At 65.0% G+C, this 16725-nt stretch carries 14 protein-coding genes; 12 read left to right on the plus strand and 2 right to left on the minus strand.

Features of this window, described 5'->3' with window-relative positions:
* Positions 1-23: 23 nt before the first annotated feature.
* The 6 genes from QM685_RS23925 to lpxA all read left to right on the plus strand — a co-directional run bounded on the left by QM685_RS23925 (position 24) and on the right by lpxA (position 5557).
* Positions 24-1085 (plus strand): sugar ABC transporter substrate-binding protein, encoded by a 1062-nt coding sequence (locus tag QM685_RS23925; RefSeq protein ID WP_415120009.1) that lies wholly within the window; start codon positions 24-26, stop codon positions 1083-1085.
* Positions 1086-1136: 51 nt separating this feature from the next.
* On the plus strand, positions 1137-2135 hold the full coding sequence (locus QM685_RS23930) for a nucleoside hydrolase (protein WP_415120011.1): 999 nt from the start codon (positions 1137-1139) through the stop codon (positions 2133-2135).
* 119 nt (positions 2136-2254) lie between these two features.
* Positions 2255-3133, plus strand: a complete 879-nt coding sequence (locus QM685_RS23935) for a sugar phosphate isomerase/epimerase family protein (RefSeq protein ID WP_415120013.1) — start codon at positions 2255-2257, stop codon at positions 3131-3133.
* Positions 3133-3786 (plus strand): nucleoside/nucleotide kinase family protein, encoded by a 654-nt coding sequence (locus tag QM685_RS23940; protein WP_415120015.1) that lies wholly within the window; start codon positions 3133-3135, stop codon positions 3784-3786. Before QM685_RS23935 ends, QM685_RS23940 begins: the two co-directional genes overlap by 1 nt.
* A 111-nt stretch (positions 3787-3897) precedes the next feature.
* Positions 3898-4503, plus strand: a complete 606-nt coding sequence (locus QM685_RS23945; protein WP_415120017.1) for a DUF6817 domain-containing protein — start codon at positions 3898-3900, stop codon at positions 4501-4503.
* Between the two features lie 265 nt (positions 4504-4768).
* Positions 4769-5557: an acyl-ACP--UDP-N-acetylglucosamine O-acyltransferase gene (gene lpxA / locus QM685_RS23950; RefSeq protein WP_415120019.1), complete on the plus strand. Its 789-nt coding sequence runs from the start codon at positions 4769-4771 to the stop codon at positions 5555-5557.
* Positions 5558-6023: 466 nt separating this feature from the next.
* Here lpxA and QM685_RS23955 read toward each other — a convergent pair whose 3' ends face one another.
* Positions 6024-6971, minus strand: coding sequence for a LysR family transcriptional regulator (locus QM685_RS23955; RefSeq protein WP_415120021.1), 948 nt, complete (start codon positions 6969-6971; stop codon positions 6024-6026).
* A gap of 126 nt (positions 6972-7097) precedes the next feature.
* Between QM685_RS23955 and QM685_RS23960 the strand changes: the two genes are divergently transcribed.
* Positions 7098-10637, plus strand: a complete 3540-nt coding sequence (locus QM685_RS23960) for an ABC transporter ATP-binding protein (RefSeq protein ID WP_415120023.1) — start codon at positions 7098-7100, stop codon at positions 10635-10637.
* 42 nt (positions 10638-10679) lie between these two features.
* Here the strand turns inward: QM685_RS23960 and QM685_RS23965 are convergent, their stop codons facing one another.
* Positions 10680-11507 (minus strand): MetQ/NlpA family lipoprotein, encoded by an 828-nt coding sequence (locus QM685_RS23965; protein ID WP_415120025.1) that lies wholly within the window; start codon positions 11505-11507, stop codon positions 10680-10682.
* A 277-nt stretch (positions 11508-11784) separates the two neighbouring features.
* Here QM685_RS23965 and QM685_RS23970 point away from each other — a divergent pair, with 277 nt between their 5' ends.
* The 5 genes from QM685_RS23970 (at position 11785) to QM685_RS23990 (ending at position 16669) form a co-directional block, all read left to right on the plus strand.
* The gene (locus QM685_RS23970; RefSeq protein ID WP_415120027.1) at positions 11785-12252 is read left to right on the plus strand and encodes a rhodanese-like domain-containing protein; all 468 of its coding nucleotides are present in this window, start codon (positions 11785-11787) and stop codon (positions 12250-12252) included.
* A gap of 54 nt (positions 12253-12306) precedes the next feature.
* Positions 12307-13263 carry a serine O-acetyltransferase EpsC gene (gene epsC, locus QM685_RS23975; RefSeq protein ID WP_415120029.1) on the plus strand — a complete coding sequence of 319 codons (957 nt, stop codon included), beginning with the start codon at positions 12307-12309 and terminating at the stop codon, positions 13261-13263.
* A complete protein-coding gene (locus tag QM685_RS23980) occupies positions 13260-13532 on the plus strand; it encodes a helix-turn-helix domain-containing protein (protein ID WP_415120031.1) in 273 nt (90 codons plus the stop codon). Before epsC ends, QM685_RS23980 begins: the two co-directional genes overlap by 4 nt.
* A gap of 142 nt (positions 13533-13674) precedes the next feature.
* Positions 13675-14607 carry a family 2A encapsulin nanocompartment shell protein gene (locus QM685_RS23985; RefSeq protein ID WP_415120033.1) on the plus strand — a complete coding sequence of 311 codons (933 nt, stop codon included), beginning with the start codon at positions 13675-13677 and terminating at the stop codon, positions 14605-14607.
* On the plus strand, positions 14582-16669 hold the full coding sequence (locus tag QM685_RS23990; RefSeq protein ID WP_415120035.1) for a family 2A encapsulin nanocompartment cargo protein cysteine desulfurase: 2088 nt from the start codon (positions 14582-14584) through the stop codon (positions 16667-16669). Before QM685_RS23985 ends, QM685_RS23990 begins: the two co-directional genes overlap by 26 nt.
* Positions 16670-16725: the final 56 nt, after the last annotated feature.

The raw sequence follows: 16725 nt of genomic DNA on the forward strand, positions 1-16725 counted from the left end.
GTGCGATGCGTTGCATCGGGGACATGCGGATTCCTACAACGAAGTACACCATCAAGGAGACGATGATGAACGGTTCTACTGACGCAAGCGGCGCGGCACGCGCGCGCGGCGCTTGCCGCGGATGGATCATGACGGCGCTGTCGGCGGTGGCGCTGATGGCTGCCACGACGCTTGCCGCCACGTCGGGCGTCGCGGCGGAAACGGCGCAGCGCTTCGTGTTGATCACGAAGTCGAATGCGTCTCCATACTGGCTTGCCGTGAAGGCCGGCGCGCAAGACGCGGCGAAGAAGTACGGCGTGCAACTCGATTACCAGGCACCGGCCACCGATACCGATCTGCAAACGCAGATCGGCATGGTCAACAACGCGGTAACGAGCCACGCGAACGGCATCATCCTCGCCGCGCAGCAGCCGGACGCGCTGACGCAGCCGGTGCGCCATGCGAAGAGCGCGGGCGTGCACGTCGTCACGGTCGACTCCGGCATCGAGCCGGGCGTCGCCGACTCCAATCTGGCGACCGACAACGCCGCCGCCGCGGCCGCGCTTGCGACCTTCGTCGCGAAGGAAGCGGGCGGCAAGGGCAGCTACGGCATCATCAACTTCAATGAAACGGCCGATGTCGGCATCAGCCGCCCGAAGGGTTTCAGGCAGGGCATGGCGGCATTTCCCGACATGAAACTCGTCGGCACGCAGATCTGCGGTGACGATGTGGCGAAGGCGAAGGCGCAGACCGAGGCGATGATTCAAAGCAATCCCGGCATCAAGATGATCTACGGCGCCGATGACCGCTGCACGCTCGGCATCGCGCAGGCGGTCAGGGAAACGGGCAACAAGGGCAAGGTGCTGGTGGCCGGTTCCGATGCCGAACTGGGCGTGGTCGACCTGATCCGTCAAGGCGTGATTTCCGCGTCGGTGCTGCAAAGCCCGTATGACATGGGTTATCGCGCGGTGGAATCGCTCGTCAATCTGGGCAAGGGGCAGCCGGTGCCGAAATCGGTCGATACGAAGTTCTTCATCATCACGCCGCGGAACATCGATTCGCCGCAGGCGCAGTCGTTCCTCAAGCAATACCTGTCGGCGCAGTAGCCGCACGGTTCACACCTTTTCCGATCCGGCACGTACGAAGGTCACGTCACCATGACACAACCGGTATCCGGCGCGAAGCGCAAGATCATCATCGACACCGATCCCGCGGTGGGTATTCGCGGCACCGACGCGGACGATCCGCTCGCGATCCTGCTGGCGCTCGCGTCGCCGGAGCTCGATCTGATCGGTGTGACGACGACCTTCGGCAATTGCCCGACGCTGCTCACGGCGCGCTGCGCGCTGGCCGTACTGCAGGCCGCCGGACGCCCGGAGATTCCGGTCTGCGCGGGTCTCACCCTGCCGCTTTGCGGGCGTCACCACACCCGTTTGCTCGACGCATGGCAACGCACACGCGGCTCGCCGGGCAGCATCGCGCTTCCGGAACTGGAAGGCCATCTCGATCCGCGTCATGCGAGCGATTTCATCATCGAGCAGGCGCACCGTTATCCGGGTGAACTGGAAATCGTCGCCATCGGTCCGCAGACCAATGTCGCAACCGCGATACTCAAAGACCCGTCGATCTGCACGAAGCTGCGCGGCATCACGTTCATGGGCGGCGCGCTGGGCATCGAACCGGTCTATGGGCGCGGCAACATCACGCCGGTGGCCGAGTGCAATATCTGGTTCGATCCGCAGGCCGCCGCGATCGTGTTCGAATCGGGCATTCCGCTCACGATGGTCGGGCTGGACGTGACGAGCCCTGCAAAGCAGACGGTGCTCTACGAAGACCAGTTACAGCGCATCGACGCGACGCGCGGCAACACGTCGAAGCTGCTCGCATCGATCTGCAACACCTATCTGGACAGTCCGATGTTCGAACTGGGCGAGCGGCGCGGCTGCGTGCTGTACGACCCGCTCGCGGTCGCGGTCTGCGCGGACGCGACGCTCGTCACACTGGCGCCGATGCGTATCGCGGTCGAGCAGAAGGGCGAGTACACGGTAGGGCAGACCGTGCCGGTGCGCGACGGCGAGCCGAACATCAACGTCTGCGTGGACGTCGACGGCGAGCGCGCCGCGAATCTGATCCTCGAGCGGCTGCTCACGCTCTGATCCGCTGTATGCGGGTCATCGAATGAATTGCATACGCAGCATGGCGTCGCGCCGTGCCGCCAATCGCCGGGCGCTTTCCGGACGCGCCCCGGCTTACCTTGACGAGATAGGGAATGCGAATGAACAAGCTAGGTATCCATGCGCTGGTCTGGGCCGGCGACCTCACGCCGGACTCCGCGCGCAAAGTGATCAGCAGCACAAAAGACGCGGGCTTCGATCTCGTCGAACTGTCGCTGCATGATCCGTCGACGGTCGACGCGAAGCTGACACGCGCGCTGCTCGAAGAAAACGGCCTTCAGGTTGCCTGTTCCCGCGGCCTCGCGTTCAACGCGGACGTGTCGAGCGAAGATCCGGCGGTGGTCGCGCGAGGCGTCGGCCTGTTGCAGGAAGCGGTGTCGATCACACAGGCGCTCGGCGGTTCGTACTTCGGCGGCGTGCCGTACAGCGCGCTTGGCAAGTACAACCGGCCGGTAACGCCGGCGGGGCGCCGCAATGTCGTCGAATCGCTGCGCCAGCTCGCGGATTTCGCGAAGGAGCGCGGCGTCACGATCGGCATCGAAGTGGTGAACCGCTACGAGAGCAACGTGATCAACACCGCGCAGCAGGCGCTGAAGCTGATCGACGACGTTGGTGCGGACAATCTCGTCGTGCACCTCGATACCTATCACATGAACATCGAGGAAGTGGATTTCGTGCAGCCGGTTCTGCAATGCGCCGATCGCCTCGGCTATGTGCACATCGGCGAAAGCCATCGCGGCTATCTGGGTTCCGGCACGATCGATTTCACGAGCTTTTTCCATGCGCTCGCCAGCATCGGTTACCGCGGGCCGGTGACGTTCGAGAGCTTCTCGTCGGCGGTCGTCGCGCAGGGACTGTCGAACGATCTCGCTGTGTGGCGCAACCTGTGGGGCGACGGGATGGACCTCGCACGCCACGCGCACGGTTTCATCGCCGCGCAGATGAAGGCCGCGGCGATGGGCGCGGCGGTGGCGGCGTGATGTCTCGCCCGATAATCAACAGCGGCACGCAGGCCATCACGATCGATTCGCACGTGGCGCGAATCCGGGCAAAGATCGCGCACGGCGAGCGCATCATCGTCGGCTTGACGGGTGCACCCGGCGCGGGCAAGTCGACGCTCGCGCAAGAGCTGATGCAACGCCTTGCGGGTCAGGCGGTGGTCGTGCCGATGGACGGCTATCACCTCGCCAACCTCGTGCTGGCGCAGCTCGGCAACGCGGACCGCAAGGGCGCGGAAGACACCTTCGACAGTGCCGGTTATGTCGCGCTGCTGCGGCGTCTTCGCGCGCAGGCGCCGGACGAAATCGTCTATGCGCCGCTCTTTCGGCGTGAGATCGAGGAGCCGATTGCAAATGCGATTCCGGTGCCGCCCGACACGCCCGTCGTCATTACCGAGGGCAACTATCTGCTGCTTCAGTGCGGACACTGGCGGCATGTGCGCGGCCTGATCGACGAAATCTGGTTCGTCGACGTGGATGGCGATCTGCGCCGCCGGCGGCTGATCGCACGACACATGCAGTTCGGCCGTTCGGCGGATGCGGCGGCGGAGTGGGTCGAACGGACCGACGAGGTGAATGCGCGGTTGATCGAATCGACGCGGGAATGGGCGGATTATCGGATTGCGGTCGAATAAAGCGTTTTGTTCTATCTTCGATGCTTTGGTGATTCGCGTTCGGTAGGAGGCGGCCACAACGAGCCATTCGGCGACTTGAGCTAAATTGTTGACGATTGATCACCGCCTACCATGAGGTGTGCCCGTGCTAGAGCAGTTGCAAACCGAAGTCCGCAGGTCGGAACTGATGATATCGTGCATTTCGGAAGACCTTTGACGGCACACCTCATTGAGACTGGAAGGTGGCTTGAGAGGTGGGGCAATCAGCCCATGCTTGTTGCGGCTGGTGCCTTTCACAGCATTTACGGGACGGAGGAGTTTCGTGGGAAAGCCGTCTCCGTGGAACGACGCTCCGAGATACAGAAAATCATCGGCAAAGAAGCTGAGGATCTCGTCTATCTTTTTTGTCTGACAGACCGCCGCGCGCTCTTCTCCGGTCGGACGGATGCACCATATTCTGTTCCTCTACCGTCTGCTGGGATCTGCGTAGACCTCGATGAACCCACGTTCACAGCGCTTATCGAACTGGAAGCAGCAAACATCGTTGATGGAGCGCTGCATCAACCGGACGCTCCACCTGCCGCGGGACGGTTCTGGTTGGAGCGGTTCGAGTCGGTCCGCCTGTGGCTTTCCAAGGGTGCGTATCACACGGCACAGGAGGTCTTGGCACATTGGAACGCGGACACGGTTCGTGTACGAATGAGAGCCGAGGGGTGGCTGAACGACGACAAGCGATGAGACGCCCCATCGATGCCAGCCCTCCGTAAATTCGAACGTCTGCGCCGGGGCGTGATTATCAAACGATGCCTGCCTTGAATGTATGCGCCATGCATCAATGGAAATGGTCGGTCAACGACTGCTCTTACGTGCTCTGTTATCAACTCAATTCCGGAGCGAATCGAGCGAAATGCAGCGGCCCGGAACACCCAGGTAATATATCCAATCCGATGCGACGTGCGTTCGACCGTCGTTGTCCGTGTGAGCCTAACCAAGGATTCGATCTGTGATTCACGAAACTGCAATCATTCATCCAAGTGCTGTAGTCGAGGAAGGTGCAACGATTGGTGCCCAAGTCCGGGTCGGTCCGTTTTGTCACGTAGAAGGCAGCGTTGAGATTGGCGAAGGCACCATTCTCAAATCACATGTTGTCGTGAGCGGGCACACTCGAATCGGTCGCGACAACAAAATCTTTCCCTTTGCCACCATCGGAGAGGAAAATCAGGACCTCAAATATGCCGGTGAGGCTACGTTCGTCGAAATAGGCGACCGGAACAAAATACGTGAGAGCGTGACGATCCATAGGGGAACCGTTCAGGGCGGCGGGACCACAAAGGTTGGAAGCGATAACCTTCTAATGGTCAACGCGCATATCGCACACGACTGTGTCGTTGCTGACCATTGCGTCCTGGCGAATAACGCGACGCTCGCCGGGCATGTCACACTCGACGAATATGTCGTCGTGGGCGGATTGTGCGCAATCCACCAATTTTGTTCGGTTGGAGCACATGTCATGGTCGGCGGATGTTCGGGCATTGCACAGGATGTGCCTCCTTATGTGATCGCCCAAGGAAACCATGCCTCACCAAAAGGCGTAAACACGATCGGCCTTGAACGACGTGGTTTCAGCAAGGATGCCATTCAGGCTATCCGCGAGGCCTACAGGGTCCTATATCGGAGTGGGAAAACGTTGGAGGAAGCCAGGCCCGAGATCGCCCATATCGCGACGTTGCATTGCGAAGTCCAGCCGTTTTACGATTTCCTGGCGCGTTCAACCCGCGGCCTGATCCGCTGAACGAAAGGAACGCCCAGCTCCGGCGTATCCTGCGTCTCGACATGGAACAGCGACCAGTGCATGTTCCGTGACTTCGGGCTGTGGAAGACTCTCGCGTGAACATCGTATCTTGATCCGCAGCCTCAGACAGTTGAACAGCTGCTTTCGGGTAAGCGAAAGGACCGCTCCGGGTCAATGGCCGCCTCACGAATCCGCTAGCAGCGCCGCGCCGCCGGACAAGTCGATGCAGGAGCCGTCGCGAGCGCGGGCGGCTCGATAAATTCGCGTGTCGAGACGGGTCGCGCGTACTGAAGGGCAGAACGGGAAGATCCTTTCGCTATTTGCGGCAGCGTTCTTTCGCCGTGCCCCGTTTTCCATTTTTTTGCCATGCGACAGGCGCAGTCACGCTACTTCGCGCGTGCGGTGCTCTTTGGGGGCGAAGTCTGTTCCCCGATCTCACTCGTTGAAGAATCGTCCATGCCATGCATCAGGCTGGAGCATCATCGGCCATGGTGCGGCGTTTCGTCGGCTGCGCCGCGATGAATTCAGTGCGTGGCGGTACATTCGCCTCTTCATGCAGGTAAGTGATCAGCGCTTCGAGGAGGCGGTGCCGCTCGGCTGGATTGCGACGGAGGACGAAGCGCCACGACGCGGCTCGCGACAGGCCCGGAAACAGCGGCACGAGGCGTCCGCTGCTCAGCTCGGGTTCGATGAGCGGCACACGGCCGAGCGCGATGCCCGCGCCGCCGACAGCCGCGCCGATCACCTGGCTAAAGCTGCTGTAACGGACGATCTTCGTCTCGAAGTCGTCGGGCAGCCCGAACTGCGCTGTCCAACTGTGCCAGTCGATCTCCGGACTATTCTCGTGCGCCTCCTGCAGCAGCCGGCAGCGGCAAACCGCCCGCGACGCGAACGGATAGAGTTCGGGGCTGCAGACCGGGAACACGCTTTCCCGCAGCAGCACGTCGTCGTCGGGTGCGAGGCGCTGCTGCGGCACATGCACGATCGCCAGGTCGATGTCATGGCGTGCGAAGTCGGGCTCGTTGTCCACCACGACGGCGTTCAACGGCGTATCCGGGTGCAGTGACGAAAACTCCGCGAGGCGGCGCGCGAGCCACATCGACGAAAACGGCGCATTGGCGGACACCGTCAGCCGCTTCGCCGTGCCGCGAATGTCCGCGCACGCTTCGCCGAGGCGCGACAGCGCTTCGCTCACAGCCGGCAGCAGACGCGCGCCGGCCGGCGTGACCCGGATGCCGCCGACACCGGTGCTGCGCTCGAGCAGGCGCGCACCCAGTAGCTCCTCGAGCGCGCGAATCTGGTGGCTGACCGCGCTCGTCGAGACGTTGAGCTCCGCCGCCGCGCGCGCGAACCCGCCGAGGCGGACGGCCGCCTCGAAAGCCCGCAGTGCGTTCAGGGGAGGGAGATGGGTCATGCGGGGTATTGTAGATTGCTCAACACCCGTTGAAAAAACATCTTTTGTAGGTTGGGGACGGAGCAGGTAGCCTCTACTGCGCAAACGAAGACGACACGCGCGCGACGAACGAAGCGGAGGGCAGGCATGTATTTCGACCGACGGTTGTGGGCGATGATGGCGGGATTGCGCTGGCGGGTCGGCGCGGCCGTCGCGCTCGGACTCGTGGCGATGGGTGTCGGCATCCTGCGGTTCGTATTTCTCGGCCGCGTGCTGGCGCTGGTATTCCGGGGCGCGCCGGCACGCAGCATCGCGGCGGCCGTCGCGGCGACCGCCGTGTGCGTGGTGCTGCGCGCGTGGCTCGAGCATCGCCGCACGGTGCTCGCGCAGCGCACGGCGGGCCAGGTGCAGGCGGAGCTTCGCGCGCGCCTGTTCGACCGGATCGCCGCGCTCGGCCCCGCGTGGTTCAGCGGCGAGCGCACCGGCGGCGTGATGCTGGCGGTCATCGACGGCGTCGAGCATCTGCAGACTTTCTTCGGCGCCTATCTGCCGCAGGTCGCGATCGCCGCCTGCGCGCCGGTGATGATCTTCGCGGTGCTCGCCTGGTGGGACGTGCCGACCGCCGCCGTGCTGCTCGCCGCGGCGCTTGTCACGCTCGCGCTGCCGCAGTTGATCCATCGCGCGGACCGGCGCGCGGCGCTGGCGCGCTCCGCGGCGTTCAAGGCGTTCGGCGAGGAGTTTCTCGATGCGGTGCAGGGCCTGCCCACGCTGAAGGCGTTCGGGCAGAGCCGCGCGTTCGGCGAGAAGCTGGCCGGCAAGGCGCGCGCGCTGTCCGGCAGCACCTTCTGGGTGCTCGCGCTCGGCTTGCTGACGCGCCTCTTCACCGATCTCGGCAGCGGGCTCGGCGCGGCCGCCGCAATCGCGGTCGGCGCGTGGCGGGTGCGGCATGGCGAGATGAGCCTCGAGGCGCTGTTGATCGTGCTGATGGCGGGCAGCGAGATCTTCCGGCCGCTGCGCGATCTGCGCGCGGTGCTGCATCAGGGGATGATCGGGCAGTCCGCGGCGGCCGCGGTCCACGCGCTGCTCGAGGCGCGCAGCGATACGCCCGGCGGCGCAGCGCCGCGGGTGGCGGCGCTGCGGCCGGAGGTCGCGTTCGACGCCGTCAGCTTCGCGTATCCGGGGCGGCGCGCCGATGCGCACACGGGCTTGAGCTTCACGATCCGCGAGGGCGAGACGGTGGCGGTGGTCGGCCCGAGCGGCGCGGGGAAGTCGACGATCGTACGCCTGCTGCTGCGCCAGCACGACGTGGAGGCGGGCGCGATCCGCATCGGCGGGCATGACGTTCGCGGGCTGGACCCGGATCAGGTGCGCGAGATGATCGCGGTGGTCTCGCAGGATGCGACGCTGTTCGACGGCAGCGTGGCCGACAACCTGCGGCTCGGCCGGCCCGACGCCAGCGACACGGAGATGATCGAGGCCGCGCGCGCCGCCAATGCGCACGATTTCATCGCGGCGCTGCCCGACGGGTACGCGACGCGCATCGGCGAGCGCGGGGTCATGCTGTCGGGCGGCCAGCGCCAGCGCATCGCGATTGCCCGCGCGCTGCTGCGCGATGCGCCGATCCTGCTGCTCGACGAAGCGCTGTCGTCGGTCGACGCGGAGAACGAAGCGCTGATCCAGCAGGCGCTCGACCGCCTGACGCGCGGGCGCACGACGTTGATTCTCGCGCACCGGCTCTCCAGCGTGATCGGCGCCGACCGCATCCTCGTGCTGGATCAGGGGCGGCTCGTCGACGAGGGCACGCACGCCGGACTGATCGCGCGCGACGGCCCGTATCGGCGGCTGATGGCGCCGCAGATCGAGAGCGCGTCGGAATCCGTGGGGGCGTCGGCCGCGACCGGCGCGCCCGCGCGCGCGTCGTCGGGGCCGCCCGTGAAGCCGCTGAACGACGATGCCGCGGCGATCGGCTGGGGCGAGACGCTGCAAACGCTGCTGCGCTTCGTGCGTCCGTGGCGGGGCAAGGTGGTGCTGACGGTGCTGTGCGGGATCGGCCGCGTGCTCGGCTTTATCGGCGTCGGCGTGGTCGGGGCGCTGGTGGTGGGGGCGGTGTCGCGCGGGCATGGGTTCGCCGCGCTGCTGGTGGCGCTGCTCGGCCTCGCGCCGCTCGCCGCGGTGCTGCACTGGCTCGAATCGTGGCTCGCGCACGACATGGCGTACCGGCTGCTTGCGGAGATGCGCATTGCGCTCTATGCGACGCTCGAACGTCTCGCGCCGGCGGGCCTGTTGCGCAGGCGTTCCGGCGATCTGGTGGCGCTCGCGACGCAGGACGTCGAGACCGTCGAATATTTCTACGCGCACACCCTGGCGCCGGCTTTCGTCGCGGTGCTCGTGCCGGCCGGCGTGCTGGTGCTGCTCGCCACGGTGGCGTGGCCGCTCGCGCTGGTGCTGCTGCCGTTCCTGCTGTGGGCGGGGCTCGCGCCGGTGCTCGCGCGCCGCGGCATCGACCGGCTCGGCAGCGAGGCGCGCGAAGCGCTCGGCCAGCTCGGCGCGCATCTGACGGAGACCATCCAGGGGCTCGCGGAGCTGACCGCGTTCCAGGCGATCACGCGCCGCCGCGCGGCGTTCGTCGCCGACGTCGATGCGTACCGGCGTCGCCGCGCGTTGCTGCTCGATGACCTGGCGGGGCAGAGCGCCGGGCTCGAAGCGGCAAGCGGGCTGGGCGGCCTCGCGGTCGCGGCGCTCGGCGCGCTGCTGTGCGCGCGCGGCTGGTTCGCGCACGAGTCGTTGCCGCTGCTGGTGCTGGTCGCGGTGGCCGCGTTCATGCCGGTGGGCGAGATTGCCCAGGTGGCGCGCCAGCTCGCGGACACGATTGCTTCGACCCGGCGCTTGCGGGCGATCGAGAAGGAGCCGGTGCCGGCCGTCGACGGCGAACTCGCGGTGCCCGCGATTCCGGCGGTGCGCTTCGAGGAAGCGAGCTTCACCTATCCGGGCCGCAGCGTGCCCGCGATCGACCGCGTGAGCTTCGACGTGCCGCCTGGCAGCACGATCGCGCTGGTCGGCGCGTCGGGCGCGGGCAAGTCGACGGTGGCGAGCCTGCTGCTGCGCTTCTGGGATCCGCAGCAAGGCCGTATCACGCTCGGCGGCGTGGATCTGCGCCGTCTGCGGCTCGACGATCTGCGCCGGCATATCGCGCTGGTTGCGCAAGATACCTATCTGTTCAACGACACGCTCGAAGCCAACATCCGGCTCGCCGCGGGCGATGCATCCGAGGCGGACGTGCGGCGCGCGCTGGAACGCGCGGCGCTCGGCGAGTTCGTCGCGCGGCTACCGGAAGGGCTCGCGACGCGCGTCGGCGAGCGGGGCGTGCAGCTATCGGGCGGCCAGCGTCAGCGGGTGGCGATCGCGCGCGCGTTCCTGAAGGACGCGCCCATCCTGATTCTCGACGAGGCCACTTCCCATCTCGACACGATCAGCGAGCAGCAGATCCGCGATGCGCTGGAGGATCTGATGGTGCGACGCACGTCGATCGTCATCGCGCACCGGCTCTCGACCATTCGCAACGCCGATACGATTCTCGTCGTCGAACATGGGAGGATTGTCGAGGCGGGACGCCACACGGAACTATTGGCACGGCAGGGCGCATACGCCCGGCTCGTTGCGCATCAGGTGGCGGCGCTATCCGTGTAACGGGGTCTTGAGTGTGGCTGGCGATCCCGAATCGAATCGGGGTCAATGCTGCGGGGCGCCGTCCCATGCCGGCAACGTTGCGCCGTGATAGACCTTCAGGATCACCGAAGCCACATTGGCCTGCTGATAGCTGTCCACCAGCGTCTTCACCCATGGCGCGTTCTCATCTTTCGCATTGACCGCGATGAAGTTGCGATAAGGATTACCCGGCACGGTCTCCTGCGCGATGCGTTCCTGCGGAATCTGGATGCCGGCCTTGATTGCCCAGTCGGTATTGACCACGGCCGCATCGAGATCGCCGATCGCACGGCCGACGATACCCGCGTCGAGTTCCTTGATCTGGACATGCTTCGGATTATCGGCGATGTCGCGCGCGGTCGGCAGCAGCCCCACGCCCGGGCGTAGCCTGATCAGGCCGTTGGCTTGCAATAACAGAAGCGCGCGTCCCTCGTTGCTCGGATCGTTCGGCACGCCGATCGTCGCGTTCTGTGGCAGCGCCGCGACCGACTTCACCTTGCGTGAATAAAGGCCGATCGGCTGCACGTAGGTAAAGCCCACAGGCACGATGTCATAGTGGCGCGCGGCGATCTGCGCGTCGAGATAAGGCTTGTGCTGGAATGAATTCGCGTCGAGGTCGTGCTGCGCGAGCGCTTCGTTCGGCTGCGTGTAGTCGGAGAAGGTTGTGACCTTGACGGTGATGCCGTGTTTAGCCGCATTGGCCGCGACCGCTCGCCACACGTCTTCATCCTCGCCGGACATGATGCCCACGCGCACGGTTTGACCGGCCGCTAGCGCGGGTTGCACGCTCACGATGCCGCAGGTCAGAAGAACGGAGAACAATGCGGCCTTGAGCGTCTTTGCAGCTTTCATGTTTTTGAATTGATCGAAGTAAAGATCGTGGGATCGTAGAGAGTTGCCTGTGGCAACGCAAATAACATCGAGCGCTATCTTTATTCAAATGGTTGCGGGTGAGGGTGCGCGATGATTCGAAAGCAGATCGGCTGCATCAGCGACATTCCACTTGCCCTTCTTAGGAAATGAAATTTGATTGGTTCTGTTTTCGGGTCGAGCTGAAAGATCATCTTCCTTGATGGCTATAGACGGTTCGCCGCGCTGCCGCGGCACATTCCATCAGCAAGGAGGCGAAATGACCGCAGTACTCGAAGAACGACCGATCCACGCAGTGCTCGGGACGGCACGCGATAAGGCGGCGACGGCTGGTCTGACCTATCCCGGCGGTGTGACGCCGCAGGATGCATGGGCGCTCTGTTCCAGCGGCGAAGCGGTGCTGGTCGACGTGCGCACGTCTGAAGAGCGCAAGTTCGTCGGCTATGTACCGGACTCGGTGCATGTGCCCTGGGCGACGGGCACGAGCCTGACGCGCAATCCACGCTTCGTGCGTGAACTCGAAGCGAAGACCGGCAAGGATGCGGTGGTCCTGCTGCTGTGCCGCAGCGGCAATCGGTCGGCGCTTGCCGCCGAGGCGGCCACGAAGGCGGGTTTTACGCAGGTGTTCAACGTTCTCGAAGGTTTCGAAGGAGATCTGAACTCAGGCCGGCATCGTGGCACGTTGAATGGCTGGCGCTTTCATGACTTGCCGTGGGTACAGGACTAGCAGGCAAGCGTAGCGGGCCGCTTTTGCCGGTACGAAATAAAGGGAGCAGGGGCCATGGCGGCATTCGATATCGACGGTATCGCCGGATCGCTTCAGACGGTTCGGCAGCAGTGGCGCGATGCGCAGCGTCGCGCGCTGGAGCCCGGCGGACGGGATCTGCCATCGCGCGACGCGCTGGCCCTGGTGATCGATGCGCTGAAAGGCGCATTGTTTCCCATGCGGCTCGGGCCGCCTGATCTGCGTCAGGAAAGCGAAAACTTCTACGTCGCTCACGCGCTCGACGCCGCGCTGCATGGACTCCTTCTCCAGGCGCGGCTCGAGCTCCAGTATGCGGCGCGACGCGAACAGACGGAAAGCGAGGCGATCGAAAGCCGTGCACTGACGGCTGTACGCGCATTCTCGGAGCGCTTGCCCGCGATCCGCTCGTTGCTCGACAGCGACGTGATCGCGGCTTATCACGGCGATCCCGCCGCGGGCAGCGTGGATGAAGTGTTGCTGTGTTACCCCGGCGTGCTCGCGATGATTCACCATCGGCTCGCGCACGAACTGTATGGCCTCGGTCTGCCATTGCTCGCGCGGATCGTTGCCGAACTCGCGCATGCGCAAACGGGCATCGACATCCATCCGGGCGCGCGGATCGGCTCGGGCTTCTTCATCGACCACGGCACAGGCGTCGTGATCGGCGAGACGTCCATCATCGGTGAGCGCGTGCGCGTTTATCAGGCCGTGACACTCGGCGCAAAGCGCTTTCCACTCAACGAGCACGGCCATCCGGAAAAGGGATTGGCGCGCCACCCCATCGTCGAAGACGACGTCGTTATCTATGCGGGCGCGACGATTCTCGGCAGGGTGACGATCGGGCGCGGCGCGACCATCGGCGGAAACGTGTGGATCACGCATGATGTCGCCGCCGGCTCGAATGTGACGCAGGCGATGCTGCGCAGCGAGGCAGGACGATCGGGACCGGTCGCCGGCGCAGTATCGGTGGAAGTATCGGCGGGTGCGCTATGACGACGGGACTCGTCCATCACTTCGGGGCGGCGGTGCGCGCGCTGCGCGAAGCGCATGGATGGTCGCAGGAACAGCTCGCCGAGCACGCGGGACTGAACCGTTCGTATGTCGGGGAGATCGAGCGGGGCAGCGTGATCGCATCGATCGTCACCGCGGAAAAACTCGCGCGAGCCCTCGACGTGCCGATCTCGACCTTGCTGTGTCCGTCATCGCGAGCCGCTGTCCCACCGCAGGACCGCGATCCCGCGCCGCCGCAACATCCCGTCTGAACATTCCAGTTGTGACGTACGCCGCCGTGCCGGTAATTTCGGGATGGTGGCTATAGCATGTTGAGCGCTTTTTTTCCGTTTCTCATAATTCCGAGCCGTAATAAGCATTTCCGCTTTTCTTCTATCGACCTGGAGCCTTCGTATGTCGACGTCAGCGAGCGGCCAGACCGCGCTCGGCGATAATGCAGCACGGCAACTAGCCAATGCCACCAAGACCGTCCCGCAACTTTCGACCATCACGCCGCGCTGGCTGACCCATCTGCTTCAATGGGTGCCCGTCGAGGCGGGCATTTACCGGCTCAACCGGGTGAAGGATCCGGAGGCCGTTCAGGCCGCCTGCACCGCGCGCGAAGACGAAAGCACGCTGCCCACCACGTACGTTCCGTACGAAGAAAATCCGCGCGAGTATTTCCTCAACGCGGTCAGTACGGTGCTCGACGTGCACACGCGCATCTCCGATCTCTACAGCAGCCCGCACGACCAGATCAAGGAACAGCTTCGCCTGACGATCGAGACGATCAAGGAAGTGCAGGAGAGCCAGCTCATCAACAACCCGGACTATGGCCTGCTGGCGAATGTCGACGAAGATCAGGTTCTGTTTCCGTTGACGGGCGCGCCGACGCCCGACGATCTCGACGAACTGCTGACGAAAGTCTGGAAGGAGCCCGCGTTTTTCCTCACGCATCCGCTCGCGATCGCGGCGTTCGGCCGCGAATGCACGCGTCGCGGCGTGCCGCCGCCGACGGTCAGCCTGTTCGGCTCGCAATTCATCACGTGGCGCGGCATTCCGCTGATTCCGTCGGACAAGGTGCCGGTCGCAGACGGCAAGACGAAGATCCTGCTTCTGCGCGTCGGCGACAAGCGTCAGGGTGTGGTCGGCCTCTATCAGCCGGGCGTCGCCGGCGAGCAGGGTCCTGGGTTGTCGGTGCGCTTCATGGGCATCAACAACCAGGCGATCGCCTCGTACCTGGTCTCGCTGTATTGCTCGCTCGCGGTTCATTCGCCCGACGCGCTCGCGGTGCTCGATGACGTGGAAATCGGCAAATACCATGACTATGCAGACACCTATCGGTAGTCCGCCTGGCGCGAGCCCGCTGCCCGACGTTCAGGCGCCCGTGCTGCCCGCCGGGCTGCCCGATCCGGCGCAGCTTGCACGGCTCGCGACAGAGTTCTTCAGCGCGTTGCCGGGCGGCGCGCCCGCACCGGATGTATCGGCGGGCAGCGGCGCGGTCGGTGGAGTCGCGTCGGCGCTGCCGGCTGCCGCGCCGATCCTGTCGTCGGTCAGCAATCCCGCGCCGGCAGGCTCGCCTCTCGCCGGGCCTGGTGGCACGGGCACCGGCGTGCCGGGTCTTACCGTACCGCAAGGCAAGATGCCGGGTGCGAACCTGTTGCCGTCCGCGCCGACTCATATCCTGTCGCCCGGCAATCGCGCGCCGGCGCTCGCGCCGCACGCCGCCGCGCAGAACGGCCTGCCCGATAACGCGGTGATGATCGCGCCGGCGCTGGAACCCCGCGGAGGCAGTGCGGCGCTGGGTGTGCCGCCTATGCAGGGCGTCGAGCGCGCATCGGCTGCAAACGCGGCGCGTGCGTCTGCTACGGGGACGCAACCCGATCGCAAGGTGTCTGCGCCGGCGGATACGGCAACCGCCGGTTCGCCTTACTATTTCATGGACATACCCGGACTCGGCTGGTCGCGTCCGGTCGAGCAGGTCGCGATACCCGGGCAGGGCGCCGCCGCGCCGGCGTCGTTTGGACTGCCGGGCGAAGACGACTTGCGTGAACTGCTGACGATCCATCGCTTCGCGCCTGTTGTCGATCCTTATGGCCTGCCGCGCGGCGGCGCGCCGTATTTCGTCGACGGCGCGCACGCGGGAACCGATCCGCGCGCAATCGGCGCAGCGGTGCCGGCGGGCCACCCACCCTTCGATGTCAACGCGATTCGCCGCGATTTTCCGATTCTCCAGGAGCGCGTCAACGGCAGGCAACTGATCTGGTTCGACAACGCGGCGACGACACAGAAACCGCAGTCGGTCATCGACCGTCTCGCGTATTTCTACCAGCACGAGAATTCGAACATCCATCGCGCCGCGCATACCCTGGCGGGCCGCGCCACCGATGCTTACGAAGATGCGCGCAGCAAGGCGCAGCGTTTTATCGGCGCAGCTTCGCCCGATGAAATCATCTTCGTGCGAGGCACGACGGAAGCCATCAACCTGATTGCGAAGACGTGGGGCGCGCGCAATGTCGGCGAAGGCGACGAGATCATCGTGTCGCATCTCGAGCACCACGCCAACATCGTGCCGTGGCAACAGCTCGCTGCGCAGACGGGCGCGAAGCTGCGCGTGATTCCGGTCGACGATTCAGGCCAGGTTCTGCTCGACGAATATCGCAAGCTGCTCTCCGACCGCACGAAGATCGTGTCCGTCACCCAGGTGTCGAACGCGCTCGGCACGGTGGTGCCGGTTCATGAGATCGTCGAGCTCGCGCATCGCGCGGGCGCGAAGGCACTGATCGACGGCGCGCAGTCGGTATCGCACATGCGGGTCGACGTGCAGGCGATGGATGCCGATTTCTTCGTGTTCTCCGGCCACAAGATTTTCGGACCTACGGGAATCGGCGTCGTCTACGGCAAGCAGGTGCTGCTCGAAGACATGCCGCCGTGGCAAGGCGGCGGCAACATGATCGCCGACGTGACGTTCGAGCGTACGGTGTTTCAGCCGCCGCCCAGCCGTTTCGAGGCGGGCACGGGCAACATCGCGGATGCCGTGGGTCTCGCGGCCGCGCTCGACTATGTCGGCCGGATCGGCATCGAAAACATCGCACGCTACGAACACGACCTGCTCGAATACGCGACGAACGTGCTTGCGCCGGTGCCCGGCGTGCGGCTCATCGGCACGGCGCGTGACAAGGCGAGCGTGCTGTCTTTCGTGCTGAAGGGCTATCAGACGGAAGAAGTGGGACGTGCGCTCAGCGAAGAGGGCATCGCGGTGCGCGCGGGGCATCACTGCGCTCAACCGATCCTGCGCCGCTTCGGGCTCGAAGCGACGGTGCGGCCATCGCTCGCGTTCTACAACACGTGCGATGAAGTCGACGCGATGGTGTTGGTGATCCGGCATCTTTCCGCGCGCCGGGTCTGAGCAGGCCCTGGGACGTGGCACGACGCGCGGCACCCCGGGTGCCGCGCGTGCGGCAA

Source organism: Paraburkholderia sp. (assembly GCF_047605525.1).
In the GTDB taxonomy this organism is placed as follows: Bacteria; Pseudomonadota; Gammaproteobacteria; order Burkholderiales; family Burkholderiaceae; genus Paraburkholderia.